This is a genomic window from Acinetobacter sp. I-MWF (assembly GCF_025433935.1).
Classification (GTDB): domain Bacteria; phylum Pseudomonadota; class Gammaproteobacteria; order Pseudomonadales; family Moraxellaceae; genus Acinetobacter; species Acinetobacter guillouiae.
Genome location: NZ_JAMBAR010000001.1, coordinates 364,054 through 379,132 on the forward strand (window position 1 = coordinate 364,054; position 15,079 = coordinate 379,132).

The 15,079-nt window shown below is 37.9% G+C and carries 15 protein-coding genes and 1 pseudogene; 6 read left to right on the top strand and 10 right to left on the bottom strand.

Annotation, left to right across the window (positions count from 1 at the left end):
• The first annotated feature begins 75 nt into the window (after window positions 1-75).
• Complete coding sequence (locus M2R48_RS01750) at window positions 76-1,317, top strand: MFS transporter (RefSeq protein ID WP_262084897.1); 1,242 nt, start codon at window positions 76-78, stop codon at window positions 1,315-1,317.
• Between the two features lie 63 nt (window positions 1,318-1,380).
• Here M2R48_RS01750 and M2R48_RS01755 read toward each other — a convergent pair whose 3' ends face one another.
• The 3 genes from M2R48_RS01755 to yccS form a co-directional block, all read right to left on the bottom strand.
• Entirely contained in the window at window positions 1,381-1,668 is a 288-nt protein-coding gene (locus M2R48_RS01755; RefSeq protein ID WP_262084898.1) for a DUF3817 domain-containing protein, read from the bottom strand.
• 162 nt (window positions 1,669-1,830) lie between these two features.
• The gene (locus tag M2R48_RS01760; protein ID WP_262084899.1) at window positions 1,831-2,385 is read right to left on the bottom strand and encodes a hypothetical protein; all 555 of its coding nucleotides are present in this window, start codon (window positions 2,383-2,385) and stop codon (window positions 1,831-1,833) included.
• 30 nt (window positions 2,386-2,415) lie between these two features.
• Window positions 2,416-4,566, bottom strand: a complete 2,151-nt coding sequence (yccS, locus tag M2R48_RS01765) for a YccS family putative transporter (RefSeq protein WP_262084900.1) — start codon at window positions 4,564-4,566, stop codon at window positions 2,416-2,418.
• 184 nt (window positions 4,567-4,750) lie between these two features.
• Here yccS and M2R48_RS01770 point away from each other — a divergent pair, with 184 nt between their 5' ends.
• A complete protein-coding gene (locus M2R48_RS01770; RefSeq protein ID WP_262084901.1) occupies window positions 4,751-5,974 on the top strand; it encodes a DUF2252 domain-containing protein in 1,224 nt (407 codons plus the stop codon).
• Window positions 5,975-6,288: 314 nt separating this feature from the next.
• On the opposite strand, the gene sodC is transcribed toward M2R48_RS01770, so the two are convergent.
• The 3 genes from sodC to M2R48_RS01785 all read right to left on the bottom strand — a co-directional run bounded on the left by sodC (window position 6,289) and on the right by M2R48_RS01785 (window position 8,995).
• Window positions 6,289-6,843 (bottom strand): superoxide dismutase family protein, encoded by a 555-nt coding sequence (sodC, locus tag M2R48_RS01775; protein WP_004718225.1) that lies wholly within the window; start codon window positions 6,841-6,843, stop codon window positions 6,289-6,291.
• Window positions 6,844-7,131: 288 nt separating this feature from the next.
• The gene (locus tag M2R48_RS01780; protein WP_262084902.1) at window positions 7,132-8,250 is read right to left on the bottom strand and encodes an AI-2E family transporter; all 1,119 of its coding nucleotides are present in this window, start codon (window positions 8,248-8,250) and stop codon (window positions 7,132-7,134) included.
• A 100-nt stretch (window positions 8,251-8,350) separates the two neighbouring features.
• Complete coding sequence (locus M2R48_RS01785; RefSeq protein WP_004718222.1) at window positions 8,351-8,995, bottom strand: ParA family protein; 645 nt, start codon at window positions 8,993-8,995, stop codon at window positions 8,351-8,353.
• Between the two features lie 129 nt (window positions 8,996-9,124).
• On the opposite strand from M2R48_RS01785, the gene M2R48_RS01790 reads away from it, so the two are divergent.
• Entirely contained in the window at window positions 9,125-9,592 is a 468-nt protein-coding gene (locus M2R48_RS01790) for a Holliday junction resolvase-like protein (RefSeq protein ID WP_262084903.1), read from the top strand.
• Window positions 9,593-9,796: 204 nt separating this feature from the next.
• Here the strand turns inward: M2R48_RS01790 and M2R48_RS01795 are convergent, their stop codons facing one another.
• Window positions 9,797-10,420 carry a class I SAM-dependent methyltransferase gene (locus M2R48_RS01795; RefSeq protein ID WP_154129282.1) on the bottom strand — a complete coding sequence of 208 codons (624 nt, stop codon included), beginning with the start codon at window positions 10,418-10,420 and terminating at the stop codon, window positions 9,797-9,799.
• A gap of 287 nt (window positions 10,421-10,707) precedes the next feature.
• On the opposite strand from M2R48_RS01795, the pseudogene M2R48_RS01800 reads away from it, so the two are divergent.
• Window positions 10,708-11,193, top strand: a pseudogene (locus M2R48_RS01800) (hypothetical protein); the annotation flags it as partial.
• Between the two features lie 79 nt (window positions 11,194-11,272).
• Window positions 11,273-11,680, top strand: a complete 408-nt coding sequence (locus M2R48_RS01805; protein ID WP_262084906.1) for a protease inhibitor I42 family protein — start codon at window positions 11,273-11,275, stop codon at window positions 11,678-11,680.
• Between the two features lie 91 nt (window positions 11,681-11,771).
• On the opposite strand, the gene M2R48_RS01810 is transcribed toward M2R48_RS01805, so the two are convergent.
• Window positions 11,772-12,329 (bottom strand): hypothetical protein, encoded by a 558-nt coding sequence (locus tag M2R48_RS01810; RefSeq protein WP_262084907.1) that lies wholly within the window; start codon window positions 12,327-12,329, stop codon window positions 11,772-11,774.
• 29 nt (window positions 12,330-12,358) lie between these two features.
• Entirely contained in the window at window positions 12,359-13,135 is a 777-nt protein-coding gene (locus M2R48_RS01815; protein WP_262084909.1) for a class I SAM-dependent methyltransferase, read from the bottom strand.
• A gap of 89 nt (window positions 13,136-13,224) precedes the next feature.
• Between M2R48_RS01815 and M2R48_RS01820 the strand changes: the two genes are divergently transcribed.
• Window positions 13,225-14,514 (top strand): hypothetical protein, encoded by a 1,290-nt coding sequence (locus tag M2R48_RS01820; RefSeq protein ID WP_262084910.1) that lies wholly within the window; start codon window positions 13,225-13,227, stop codon window positions 14,512-14,514.
• Between the two features lie 77 nt (window positions 14,515-14,591).
• Here M2R48_RS01820 and M2R48_RS01825 read toward each other — a convergent pair whose 3' ends face one another.
• The gene (locus tag M2R48_RS01825; protein ID WP_262084911.1) at window positions 14,592-15,035 is read right to left on the bottom strand and encodes a hypothetical protein; all 444 of its coding nucleotides are present in this window, start codon (window positions 15,033-15,035) and stop codon (window positions 14,592-14,594) included.
• Window positions 15,036-15,079 lie beyond the last annotated feature (44 nt).

Consider the following 15,079-nt stretch of genomic DNA (forward strand, 5'->3'; position numbering starts at 1 on the left):
GCTTGTCATTGGGCGAACGCTTATCTTTAAAAAGTAGTGTGAGCGATGCAAGCCAATAAAGATATGTAGAAAATAATGCAAAATTTAGTGCAAAAAGAACAAACTGCAAGTTTGAGTCGCGCTACGCTTATGTTTCCGTTGGCGTTGGTGTTATTTGAATTTTCAGTTTATATCGGTAATGATTTGGTTCAGCCCGCGATGCTCGCAATCACCAAAGAATTTGGTGTGAGTAGTGCATGGGCACCATCATCTATGTCATTTTATCTTCTCGGCGGGGCATGCGTCGCAGGGATACTCGGACCTTTGTCTGACCGATTAGGACGTAAGAAAGTTTTATTGTCAGGTGTTGCATTCTTTGTCATCACCTGTTTATTAATTTTACTCACCCACAATATTGAAAGTTTTCTTGTTTTAAGATTCTTGCAAGGTTTTGGTTTATCTGTGATCGCAGCAGTAGGTTATGCCGCGATTCAAGAAACCTTTGAAGAGCGTGATGCGATTAAAGTCATGGCACTGATGGCAAATATTTCTTTGCTTGCCCCTTTGATTGGCCCTGTTGTCGGCGCATTCCTCATCGATCATGTGTCATGGCACTGGGGATTTATTGCGATTGCCTTTTTAGCTTTTCTGAGTTGGTTTGGTCTAAAAGCCAAGATGCCAGCACGTACAAGCAGTATTCCCAAAAAACCGTTGAGTTATATTTGGGATGATTATATGCAAGTCTTGAAAAATAAGACGTTTATGGGCATGACCCTCGGCTTGCCGATGGTGGCGATGCCTTTGATGCTATGGATCGCATTGTCTCCAGTGATGTTGGTTGAAGAACTGGGGCTCAGCAGTATGCAATATGGTCTGGCGCAATTCCCTGTATTGGGTGGATTGATTCTAGGTAATATTGTGTTGATTAAAGTGATTGATCGTTTGCCACTGGGTAAAACAGTTTTGATTGGTTTACCTTTGATGCTGTTAGGTACCACAATTGTGGTGGTTGGGATCATTTGGCGCGAATATTTTCTTCATTGTGTTATTTTAGGCATGACCTTGGTCAGCTTTGGTGAAGGAATTAGTTTTTCAGTGCTTTATCGTTTTGCGTTAATGTCATCTGAAGTTTCTAAAGGCACTGTCGCTGCTGCTGTTTCAGTGTTGATGATGTTCACGTTCTTCTTTGTGATTGAACTGATTCGAATTCTGTATGAGCATTTCCATCTCTGGGCTTATGCGTTGTCATGTTTTGCGTTAATTGCTTTGTGGTTCACTATTCCACGTGGACTATTAAAAACAATTATGCAGCAACGTAAAGTAAATGGTGAGTTTTAAGCTCACTTGAGTTTCCCTCTCCTTGTAAAAGGGGAGGGAGCTTTGCTTCTTAAATAAAACAGGTTAAGGCTGTTGCAATGCTTTTAATTTATGATCAAAAACAAAAGGCCCAAAAGGTAAAATTGAAGCAATTAAACCTAAAATAAACATATGAACGGCCCACTTCTGTTTTCCACAGACAATCAATAACACTGCAAGAAAAGCAAGAAATAACACGCCATGTCCCATGCCAATATATTTCACATAAATAGGCGTATCCCAAATATATTTCAAAGGCATCGCAATAAAGAGAAGAAGGAGAAAGGAAATGCCTTCAAGAAAACCAACAATACGTAAAGATTTGATATTCATGGTCACTTAGTCAAATGAGAATGAAGCTTGAGTCTAACCGAATTATCTAAACGATTTGAAAAAAATAGTAAATAAAATCGATTCATTTAAATAGATTGAAGATCGTTCTGGAGAATAAGCTTTTAGTCTCCAAACTAGATATAGCTCAATATTTAAGATCGATTATTGTAATGCTTTGATTGCTGCATCCTGCTGTTGCTGTTCAAACTCAGTGATATAAACACACCCGATATAGGTTTTATGTTCACCTTGATCTACAACGGGATTCGATTCAGCCAAAGTCAGTTTACGCACAGATTTTTCGGTTTCTTTGGTCTCAAGATCTGTTTTTACAACTTTCTCTCCTGAAAAATACGGCATATCTTTAAAGAAAGGGTTTTGCGTGATTTGAAACTTTTTAGCGAGGTCTTTGGTATTCGCATGTTTTAAAACAGCCAACATTCCACCAGAAACCAAACTGATTTGATCTGTAGTTTGACCGAATACCGTAATCGGGACTTTACTGACATAGCTATATTCTTCACCTTGTTTGATCCAGCCATTCTTTTTCAGATCATCCTCAAATTCAAAACCTAAATCATAATAATTTTTCAGTGTCTTTTTACACTCTAAAAATTGCTGTAAGTCTTGATTAAATTGAGAATCTGCAAAAGTACTGGGCGCAGCACTGATGGTCAATGCAGAGAATAAAAACGTTAGGCAATGTCTAAGTTTCATGTGAAGCCTCTAAATGTCTAGTCATTCTTGCTATTTAATTTCTAATCGAAGTAAGGTTGTTTTTAGTTTTAACAACTCAGGTAAGGTTTCCAATAATAAACTGATTTGTTTAAGTACCAAAAGTAAATTATCTGACAAATTTTCTTGATCACTGATGTGCTGAATTTCAGTGAGCTTTGTTTCAATTAAGGCTTCATTTACAGCGATTTGGTTAAGCAAAACATCAGTTAAAGTATGTTTGCACCATAACATCAAATCTAAAATCTGCTGATCATGTACATGTTCACGATGGCTACCTAAAGCTGAAACATAACTGAGCTGGCTATGGCTATAGACCAAGTATCGAAAGGCATTGTGAATTAAATCCGGATTTGGATTGGGCTCAGCACTTAAACTGGAAATCATCGTGGATAATTCAATCTGTGCATTATGTGCTGCTCGGCGTGCTTTACGATAATCAATACTGTTGGTGCGGCCTTGTTGATATTGTTCAACAACCGCATCGAAATAGTCTAAGGTTGCTTTACTGCTTTTTCGGATATTGTTGGAAATATCACGGAAGTTCCAGTCTGGCCAAATAAAACTGACCGCAAACCATGCGATTAAACATCCCAAGAGGGTGTCGATAATGCGTGGTAAAATAATGGCATAGCCTGCGCCTTTTAAATTAAAGATCAACAAGACCATAAGCGTTGCCATTAAAGTCGCCATGGCATATTTTTTTGAGCGTAGGTAGAAAAAGTACACCCCAAAAATAATAGTGAGGAGCAATTGGCCTTCAATACTGGGGACAAAGTATAAAATCGGAATACCCAAAAGTACCCCTAATACAGTGCCTAGCGTGCGCAGTTTTAAACGGCTTTTGGTGGCAAAATAACTAATCTGGCATACAAATAAACTGGTAAGTAAAATCCAATAGCCGTTTTTGGCAAAGGGCAATAGCGAAATGGCATAGCCCACAGCAAACACAAACGCAATACGCACGGCATGGCGAAATAATGCAGAATTTGGGGTTAAATGTTGTTTAATCTTGAGCCAAAGGTCTGGTAGATCATGAATATCATCATCCAATAAATTGAGATTATCTCGATGTTGGCTATAACTTTGTTGATAATTACGTTGTTCAATACTCAGATTAACAAATTGATCTTGCACATTTTTCAGATTGTTTAATACCAACAGTAAATTTTTTACTTCTAAATTATGTGGATTGTGTTGAATCCATTCCTGCATTGAGTTTTCTAAATGGGCTAAAGCAATATTGTTGTCTGTATGAGTTTGAAAGATTTGGCGCTTTAAAATTGCCTCGGCAAGTTGCTGGCAATTGTGCGCCTGCAAACGTACATTTTTCTGAATACGATAAATTAAATCTGTGCGGCTAAAGTTCTGGTGAATCTTTTCATAGTGCAAATAATTAGACGTAACTTGTTCATGAATATCTTGGGCCAGAAAATATAAATTAAGCCAGTAAATGGTGTTTTTATTGGCACGAGAGGCTTTTAATCGGGTCAGTAATGAGGCTTTGGTTTGGTTTAAGTTTTGTACCAACTGACTGTTTTGCAAAGAAAGATCATATAAAAGTTGCTCAACATTGTCGACATTATCAGGATCAAACAGTTTTGCTTTTGACATCAACAGCTCAGAAAGAAGATTAAAGCTATTGGATAAGTTGTCTTGTACAGCCTGTGTCGGTTTCAGTAGATAGAAAATGATAGAGGTCAAGCCATACCATAATGTGCCCATGACAAAATAACTGGGCTGTTGATACCACTCAGTATATTCACCTAAGCCAAACATGGTATAGATTGACAAGAGCACGGTACCAAATGAAATGGTGGCGTAGCGTTGCCCCAATGCCCCCATTAAGATAAAAACTGCGCTGGACAGAGATAAGTAAATTAAAAATAAAAGTTTATAGGGATGTAAAAAATCTAAAATACTACTGACAGTAAAAAATAGCACACAAACCAAGCCAAGATTTCTTAAACGAATACTCAGTCGGTCATCAAAATCTGTGAGTGCTGTTGCAATTGCACCAAGCGTAATTGGAACAATGAGCTGTTCATAACCTAGAAAATACAGCCCAAGCGTTGTTCCAGTTAAAACAATCAAAATCTGTAGGCAATAAATCAAAGTTGAATTTGATTTTATATTTTGAAAGATTTGCTGATAACTATTCACAGTGTCAATTCAGTGGCTTGGGCGTTTCAATATTTTACTCATTTCTGAAAAGGCGACACGATTTATTGCATATAGAAATGTAAAAAATAAACGGTAATATTCAACATTTTGTATACAGTTTAACCCTTACTTAAATGCTTAAAAAAACTCAGAATAAGCGATCAAATACTTAAAAATAGTAAAAATGTCAAACCAGCAAAACACTGAAATAAAACAACCTCGTTATCGAAATGCTGAATTAACAGAACGTCGTAATTTAAAAATGGCGGGTTCGATCCATGCCTATGTACGTGGCAATACGGCCAAATATTATGATTGGTTGAAGCAAGCTGAAATAAGTTCGATCCCACAGGGGCCAGCGATTTGGATTTGTGGAGATTGTCATACTGGGAATTTGGGTCCTGTTGCCAATGCTGAGGGTAAAATTGATATTGAAATTCGCGACCTAGATCAAACTGTGATTGGTAATCCTGCCAATGATGTTATCCGTTTAGGGTTATCCTTAGCCACAGCTGTGCGTAGTTCAGATTTACCTGGTGTGGTCACCGCACAGATGATTGAAGCGTTGTATGCTGGTTATGTGCATGCCCTAGCACACAACGGTCGAGGGATTGATAAATTACAGCGACCAGTACTTGTACATAGTGCAATGCAAAAAGCACTGAAGCGAACCTGGAAAAATTTAGCAAGAGAGCGTTTAGAAGGTTTAACGCCTGAAATAACCTTGGGGAAGAAATTTTGGCCCTTATTAAAAAAAGAACATCTCGAAATTCATCGTGTTTTTAATCAGCCTGATATTCAAGACTTGGTCACAATGATTGGTCAGCGTGATCAATCTGCTCAATTGAAAGTCATCGATTCAGCATATTGGGTTAAAGGGTGCAGTTCTTTAGGCTTATTGCGCTATATCGTACTGATGGATTCATCGAATCATATTGTCAGAGATGGCAAAGGCCTGTGTTTAATGGATCTGAAAGAAGCCACAACAGCACTTGCACCACGTTATTCAAATACACCGATGCCAAAAGACAATGCAGCAAGAATTGTTGAAGGCGCAAGACATTTATCGCCATTTTTAGGGGAGCGGATGCGAGCAAGTAAGTTTTTAGATACTTCGGTTTTTATTCGAGAGTTATTGCCACAAGATTTAAAACTCGAAATAGAAGGGGTCAATGAAGTTGAAGCCAAAGACTTAGCTTTCTATTTGGCTTTTGTGGTTGGTCGTGCACATGCTCGACAGATGGATGATGCAGTACGTAATGCTTGGGTAAAAGAGCTAAAACGCAATCAATCAAAAACCATTAATGCGCCATTTTGGCTATGGCGTAGTATTGTTGAATTGATGAGTGTACATGAGGCAGGTTATTTGGAACATTGCCGCCGTTACGCGCTTTCGCATCTAAAATAAACACGATGTGGATAAGCGCATACTTATCCACAATTAGGGTCTGTTGACATTTCATAAATGGCTTGCGTTGTAAGCTAAAATTGAGCAGGCAAGGCATGAAACGAAGAGAATAGCGAGACTATTTTCGAGTTTCATAACACAGGCTGAGATAATTTTAGCTACAACCCTTCGGGACTAGAGTGTTTTTTGCTGCTACGTCGTTACGAACTATTCATTTAGAATGACTAAATTTCATATTTCGTGCCTTGTATCATCTAAAAAACACACGTAGTCGCAAACATAGACGAATTGTCAACAGACCCTAATGATTTAAATTATTGAATCACACCACAGGCAATACGATCTCCACCGCCACCCAGTGGTTTTGGATGGTCTGAATAATTATCGCCACCGGCATGAATCATAATGGCTAAGCCTTGAATATCAGCCAGTTTTAGACGTGGTGCAATTAAGGTTGTTTTAGCATTTCCATTTGAATCTACATTAAGTACAGGTAAATCGCCCATATGTCCATCATTGGGGGTACCATGTCCAGTTTTCTGTGGATTGAAATGACCACCCGCAGCTAAAGCAGCGCCCATTTTACCGTCTTTTTCAGCAGGGGCACATGAGCCTTTTTCATGAATATGGAAACCATGATAACCAGAAGGTAATTGGCTAAGTTGGGTGTTGATGGTTAAACCATTTGGAGAATCTTGCAAGCTCACTGTACCAATTTTTGCACCAATGCCTTGTGCAGAGACCGCATGCATATCCACTGTTTGTAGTGGTGTTTTAAGCTTAGGTTTGACCGTTGTTGTACTACATGCCGCTGTAAAAAGTGCGATACATGTACAAAGTATAGAAGTTTTAAAGAAAGTAGATGTCATCGAACGCATCCAAAGTATTTGATTATGATTAGTCACTATTCAAACAAAGCAAGGCCTGATAAACAATGTGAATTAAATGTCTGATTGTATGAATTTATTTAACAGTAAATTTGATTGGCATTGATTATGCTGGCTAAAAATAAATAAACAAAATAATCAGCAAAATAATTATGCAGAATATCTACGATATATAGATCGCTATACAAGGTATATTCGCCAATTAAAGCTTATTGGCGAATATACGATTGACTCATATTGAAATTTTAATTATCACTTGCCTGAATTGGGCTAAGGTTTTGTTAGTTGATCATCATCAATGTCATAGGCCATCGTGGCATCTGGCATTAGGATTTCTGGCTCAGTGGTTTCATGTAACCACTCACGCCAAATGGCCAAGAGAATTGCAAGAATGACAGGGCCAATAAACAGTCCAACCAGTCCAAAGCTCGCTAATCCACCAAGTACACCAAACATGATCAACAAGAACGGAATCTTGGTTGCACCTGAAATAACCAAAGGTCGAATCACATTATCAGCAGTACTGACAATACAAACACCCCAAGCCATTACACCAATTGCTTCCATAGTTTGACCTTGTGAAAACAGCCATAATGAAACTGCACCATAAGCAACAGGAGGGCCAAATGGAATCAGTGCCATCAAGAAAGTCACAATGGTGAGTACCATTGGATTTGGAACACCCGCAACAAAATAACTTACACCAGCAAGAAATGCTTGAGCAACCGCAGTTAAACCAACACCATAAACCACAGCACGGGTTGTTTCAGAAATGGTGTCAAGATAATGGTGAATACGTGGGCCAATTAACATTTGTAAGGCTTTACTGACTTGTTCCAAAATGGTTTGACCATCTCGATAGAAGAAGAATAAAGACATGATTGCAAAACCTAACTTAACCAGATTTTTGGTAATTTCGTTCAAGACGAATTTACCATAGTTCATATGGCCTTGAATCCATAGACCAATGGTTTGCGAAAGGCTGGTAGGATCAGCATTAATTTCACGTACAGTACGGCTGACTTCTTTGCCAATGATGGGGAGTTCACGGATAAAGTCTGGAACAGTCAAATGACCTGAAGATAATTGGCGTTGTAGGTCGAAATAAAGATTTCGTCCTTCATGTTGTAAAATAAAAATGGCAAAAGTCAGTGGAATTCCAACCACCAACACCACCAGCGTAATCATCAGTGATGCACTGAGGGTTGGTCGATTCGAACCAAACATTCTTAATATGCGTTTGTACATTGGCCAAGTCATATAGGCAATAATACATGCCCATAACACAGGTACAATGAAGTATTTGAGAATATCGTAACCTAGAAAAATAAGGATAAACAATAATCCAAACAATAAGATACGTTGTAAGTTCGAAGTGAAATCTTGCACGAATTACTCTAAAAATTGTGAGTGATTGACTCAATATTAACTGAAAAATAAAGTGTGGCAAATTTTAACCCTACTTTATCTGATCTTTCTTGAATTGGTTTTAGAACCAATCGCTTGGATCGTCTATTAAAGCATCAAGTAAGGGTTGCCATTGTTCTTGAATGGTTAAAAAGTTCTTTTGGGTTTTATCAAAAACGTTTAAACCTTGCATCGCCAATTGGCTATAGGCAGTTCGTTCGGATATCCATGCAACAGGTTTTTGTTCGATTTTATCAAAGAATTGCTGAATATCTTTCGAGCTTGAGCTGTTGGCTTTCATTCGATTGGCAACCAGATATACAGAAACTTTGCCTTTACGGATTTTTTTAATGTCTTGGATGTGTTTAAGGAAACGTCGGGTACTGTCGATATCAAAAAATGAGGGTTGTAGCGGAGTGACTACAGCATGGCATTCACTAATCAATTGCTCAGCATGTTCACCAGTTAAAGCACCTGGTGCATCAATCACTAAATAATCTAAGTTTTTAGGTGCATCTCCAATTGATTTTTCATGACGCCAATCCAGACTTTGAATTGTTGCTGCAGTGTCAGGACGTTGCTTTAACCATTGCAGTGCAGATTTTTGTCCATCTGCATCAGCCAAGGCCACTTTATAGCCTTTTTGTGCAAGCGCCGTCGCTAATGTTATTGCTGTAATCGTTTTCCCACAACCGCCTTTTAAATTTGCAACAAGTATTGTTTTCATGATTGATCAATTAAGTCTGTAAGCTAACCTTCACCTTACTTTAGCATTAATTTTTAGCATATAGGTTATACATGACAAAACTTTAGTAGTTGTTTACATTGTGCAAGATATCGAGTTAAAGGAAAAAGCATGTCCATCTGGATGGCGATGTTAATTGGTGCATGTATTGGCATCGTTTTAACCACAATCGTGTTATCAAGTACGCGTAATGGCAAAATCAAAGCAGAGTATGAGCAATATATTGCTGAGTTGGAATTAGAGCATCAGCAGATTTTAGCAAGCGCGCAAAAGCGTAGTGTAAATACCAGCCGTGCTGTGTTGAAAGGCAAGATGGCGGAACAACTGGCACCAATCATGCCTGAGTTTCGTTATTTACCCAGTGATGCCAAGTTTTTAGGTGATCCTATTGATTATGTCGTGTTTGATGGTTATACCGATTTTCGAGATGGTGAAGGTTTGGCTGAAGATATTGAAGTGGTGCTGATTGATATTAAGAGTGGTGGGGCACGTTTGACCAAAGGGCAACAGGCGATTGCCCAAGCAATTCAAGACGGACGAGTACGCTTTGAAACGATTCGGATTGATTTTGACGATTAGAAGGTTGAAGTGTTATTGCATCGAGTGTGTAGATTTTTAGCCTAAATCAAAAACCAAGGTCCTTTTCGATTTTGCTTTAGATCAAGTGAAAAGGACACTGTTTTTAAATTGTGGGTGAAAGTCGAAACGATCTTGTTTTAAACGGGGATTGAGTGAGGTTAAAATTTCTCTATCAAATTTTCTATTCTATTCAATGGCGCAAGCTTAAAGCTTGTGTGCTCTGGCCATAAACATACGTCGTCCAATTTTTGGCAGATCCTCAGCATCAAAATAATATTTTTCAGAAAACTTAAAATTGGCGTTTAAAAGTTCAAGTTCGATATTACGGTTTAAGTGACATCCATCAGCAATAACTTTTTGTATAGGCGTTAAAATATCTTGCAATTTTTTTAAGGTGTTATTGTCATGATATTGAACGTGTTCAATTAGATGCAGTGTCCCTTGAGGTTTTAAAACGCGATAAATTTCTTGAATGGCTTTGTCTAAATTGGCAATGCTACACATGGTCCATGTACTGACGATATTTTCGACTGAATGATCTGCAAAAGGCAGCTTTTCTGCGCTGGCTTGAATATGTTGTACATGAAAAGGTGCATCAAATACCCGTTTTTGAGCAAGTTGATAGACATCTCGGTTTGGCTCAAGCGCATAAACTTGATCAACCTCTTGGTAAAATGGCAGATTTAAACCTGTGCCAAAACCAATTTCTAAGACTTCACCTCGAACTTTTCCAAGTAATTCTGCACGTCCATCCATCATGCTTGGTGTTTGCATCACTTGATTGAGCAAATGCGGGAAAATACGTTGTTGGTAAAATTTATAAATCATCATTGTATGCAATTATAGGAATATAAGCTAAATTCTAACCAAAGCCTGCTTTGAATATAAGACAAAAATAGGACGAAATCTCTGTATTTTGTTACCGAAACTCGATTTTTATTTTAAGTTTTTATATTAATACTAGGATTATATATTTTTACAATTTTTAAGTGTGGTTTGAGGAACATGATATGAGTAAAAAGTTAGTCTGTGCAGCGTTGATGGCACTGAGTGCTTTTCAGGTCTATGCCTTTCAATCTGCTGATTCTTCTAAAGTTTCAAAAGCCAACCCAGCATTTAATATTGCCAATGGTTTAGCACCAATCGATCAACATCAGAAGATTTCTGTTTTGGAACCTTTTCATGGTGAATTTCGGATTCTCGGTTCAAAAGAATATAAGGATGATGAGCAAGCAAAATTTTCTCCAATTGATTATGCAGTAACTCGCGGTTTATTTACTGAGCCTGAAATTGCCCGCCAAATTTCGATCAATCAATACGATCGTTTCTTAAATTGGAAAATGGCTCGACCACCAATTCCTGCTCAATTGGCAACTCAATTGGTCAGTAATATGCATATTATTCCCGCTAATCCTGAAATTGCTCAACAAATCAAACAGGTAAAGCGTGGCGATTTAGTTCGCTTAACTGGTGATTTGGTTCAAGTGAATGATAAAGATTTGGTGTGGAAATCTGCTTTGGATTGGAATGGTGTCGGTGATGGGGCGTGTAAACTGATTCGGGTAAATTCTATTCAGTGGTTGGAAAAGCAAAATATCTAAATTCAAATTGAGCCACATCAGAGAAGATGATAAGGTTTGCTATAATTTTAGCCAGTTTGAATCATAAAGAGTGTGATAAATGAAAGCTTTAGTGGGTTTTACTTTGTTGGTTTGCAGTTTGGGCTTAGTCGCTTGTCAAAGTTCAAGTCCTACAGTGGAAGGTAAAACACATGAGTATACATTGAAACAAAAGTGCCCAACTTTGATGGATATGAAAGTAGGTGAAGTGCTTGTATTCAATGCACCTGAAAATCCAAGCACAGGTTATCAATGGCAGTTATTACAACCACTTAAAATATTTAAAACAGAAGAAACCTATTTGCAAAATGATAATGAAGAGGGAGCAGTGGGTGTCGGTGGTACCAAGACTTTCCGTTTTAAAGCTGAAAAACCAGGACAAGATTATATTGAATTGGTGCACGTTCGTTCATGGGAATCTTCAAAACAACCTGATCAACAATGGCGTTGTCGTATTCGGGTTTCTTAGGATTTCACTTTAATTGTACTGGTTCAAACATGATCAGCGTTTCTTCTCTTGTGCCATTTGCTCTGGCACAAGAGAAGATTAAATAAATTGTTTATTGCTTATCAGTCAATTGTTTCCAATGATCAAGTTGCTCATCAGCGCTTAACATTTCTCCCATACCTTTGACTGCATCACTTGGATTTTTCAGTTCACCATCTGCAGATTGCTTTTTCTCATCATAGACTTTGGCTTGATTTTCCCAATATTGATAGCGTAACCCTTGAATATAGCGTCCTTGTTCGGTTTTTAGATCCAGTTGTTTAAGCATATTCAGCGCAGATTCAATGCCATCACGTTTGAGCTGACGATCTATTTCTTCGGTAAGAGTGCCATCTGTTGCACGTTTTTTTAGGTCAGCTTCTAAAGCATTATTATTTTCGGTAAATTTCTGATCATATTCTTCAAGTAATGCGATATCGTGAGCATCATCGGGTGTACTTGGAAAGCTTTTAATCGGTTTGGTTTTCAATTGATCCATGATCTCTTGAGAGGCATCTTTAGGTTCAGATGAATTGTTTTGCTGTGGGCTATCTTTAGGAGAACATGCTGCCATGAAAACGACGGATGTAAGTAAACCTGAAAGGAGTAAAGGGCGAAGTATTAAATTCATGATAAACATTCCTCATTAAAGCGTTTCGATTAGCGCAGTTTCCTAAAGTTATAAACATAGGTGACATAAGGGAAGTCTATTTCATCTTGCGCATGTTTACCCGTATATTCCAAGACAATATGTTCGAATTTGTGTTTCAGCGTGAGTTGCTGTTGTTCTGGCATCGCTGCAATAAAACTGGTGGATAACAAGCGTTTGCTGACCACGTTTTCCACGGTTCCAGTTTGTACTTGTGAAAAAACTTTGGCTGTTTCAAGCTGGAATAAAAATTGATTTTCAAACGCCAATTTCCATTGCCCACTATGGTAACGTGGTGTGTCTCCTTCGATCGTCGCGAGCAGATCTGCCAATGCTTTAACCCAGTCTATCGTCTCATCGCGCTGGTTCCAGATCAAACCAAGATGGCCCTCAGGTTTTAAAATGTGGTGAATTTCATTCAAGGTTTCAATATTGGCAAACCAGTGAAATGACTGCGCGCACAAAACAGCATCAATACTTTCAGATTCTAACGGAATTTGATCACTCTTTGCTTGAAGCGTTTGTACATCAGGATGTACTATTTTCAATTGTTCCAACATTTCTGTGACGGGCTCGACAGCAATAATATTGGGCGTTGCTTGTTTGAGGTAAGGGAGAAATTTTCCAGTACCTGCACCTAAGTCAACAATGCTTGAATCTGGGCCTAGGGCTAAATCTTCTTTTAACCATTTGACCACGTCTTGTGGATAATTGGGTCTGACTTGTTGATAAAGTTCAGCAGCAGTACTGAAGCCTTTTTGAGCAGCAGGATGTAGGGAATGTGTCATATTTTGCGCTTTTTTATCTGACTAGACTCTATAAAATATGACACTTGAAGCAATCAATAGGCAAGTGCCTATTTATTTAATTTCAGCCAATGATAGAGCTAGTGCTCGGTGTGCGAATGGATAAGCAAATAATTTTTGAAGATGATCATATTAGAGCAATCTATTTACAAGGCGATTCTGACACTTTAGTCCTGTCATTTGGTGACTTGATTTCTAGAGCTAAAGGACTTTCCATCAATGCTGAAAAGTCTTTGATGAAATATAACTATGCCGTGGTCGGGATTATGCCAAAACAGAAGTCTTGGTTTCCTGCCTCAAGCATGGCTGCATTGTTAGAGCACTTAGATCCCATTTTAAAACAATTTAAAAATATCGTGGGTTATGGCGGTTCGATGGGTGGCTATGCGGCAATCAAATATGCCAAAGCTTTAAAAATGAATCGTGTTGTTGCCATGGTTCCGCAATATTCTATCGACCCTTTAGAGGTTGAGGACAAGCGTTATACAGATTTCTATGATGCTGAATTAAATGTGGATATGCGTATTCAGGCACAAGATATCGTTGCAGACTGTGAATACATCATTGTTTATGACCCTTATTTTGAAAATGATAAAGAACATTATTTAAAAATTAAGCCATTGATCCCTCAATTGCATACGTTACATTTACCGTATACTGGTCATGATGCGATTGCAGTTTTAGCCAACTCTGCGTTACTACATGATTTTATTGAACGTGAATACGATCAAACTTATTTTTATAAGCAGATTCGTGAAGTAAAGAAAAACAGCAAATTTTATTATCGAAGTGTGATTGCTCACTTATTGGGGACACATAACGAGGCTTTGGGTAAAATTCTAAAAGGTACAGATATCCAACTGGATAGTACTTTCTTTGATGCCAGTTTAAAGCAGACCATTACGCGTATTTTATTGACCAATAAACGAGTAGATGAGCAAGATTTGCAGAAACTGGGTATTCAAGTCAATTTTGCTTTTGAAGATAAAACGCAGCTACAAGACAGTTTTGGCAATATTTTAGTATTTAACGTGATCACGCAAAAGCTAGAAAGCTATGATCAACAAGTGATTGATGTGAATGGAAAATACATTATTCCATTGCATGTTGAAAACAATGGTTTGGCACAAGTCGAGATCAAAAAGCAGACCTATTTGATTTGTATGAATGATCGCCGTGTGACCAAATTATTTAAGCAAGATGAAGCTTTGTCTTTGGATATGAATCCAATTGTGATTAAAAAAACCACTGACTTTTATGTGTTGACCTATAAAAACTTTTATATGAGTTGCGATATTCAAGGTTTGGTGAGTTTTGATGATGAAAGCTTAAATGAGTTTTGCCACTTTAAAGTTGCTTAAAGTCAGCGGTTGAGCTGAAATATCATTTGGTGTCTAACGATTTCACATTTGAGCTATTTAAATAGACAGATATGGCTTTAGTTACATTGCTTTAAATAGGCGATTGGAAATAAAGCGGTATATTTTTTAAATTCATTTTGAACGTCTAAATCACTGACTTTATAGACTTCGCTGGAATGTTGATAAACATCGGTCACTGCTGCCAGAGAACCTTCTTCACCGTCTTTATAATGATAACGGAAGGTTTTTTGCGTGGCATGGAGCAGTTTTTGCTTCATGGGTGGTTGATGAAGGAAGGTATAATTAAACACACGATTTTCCATTTCCAAATAATATCGAGCTTGAATACGACAACCCCGATTTAATTTAATCAGTTTAAATTCATTTCCCTCAGAACTTCTAAACTCAGCTTCGTCTAAGTTATTTATTGATTGTAAAACATATGCTTTTGCATAGACTGGTGAATATAAGCCAAAACCAAGTAGAGTGAGCATAAGTGACGGATAAGCTGTCCAATTCATTGTAAGGTCTTTTTTGTTGATTGTTTAACCCACTATAAGGCGTA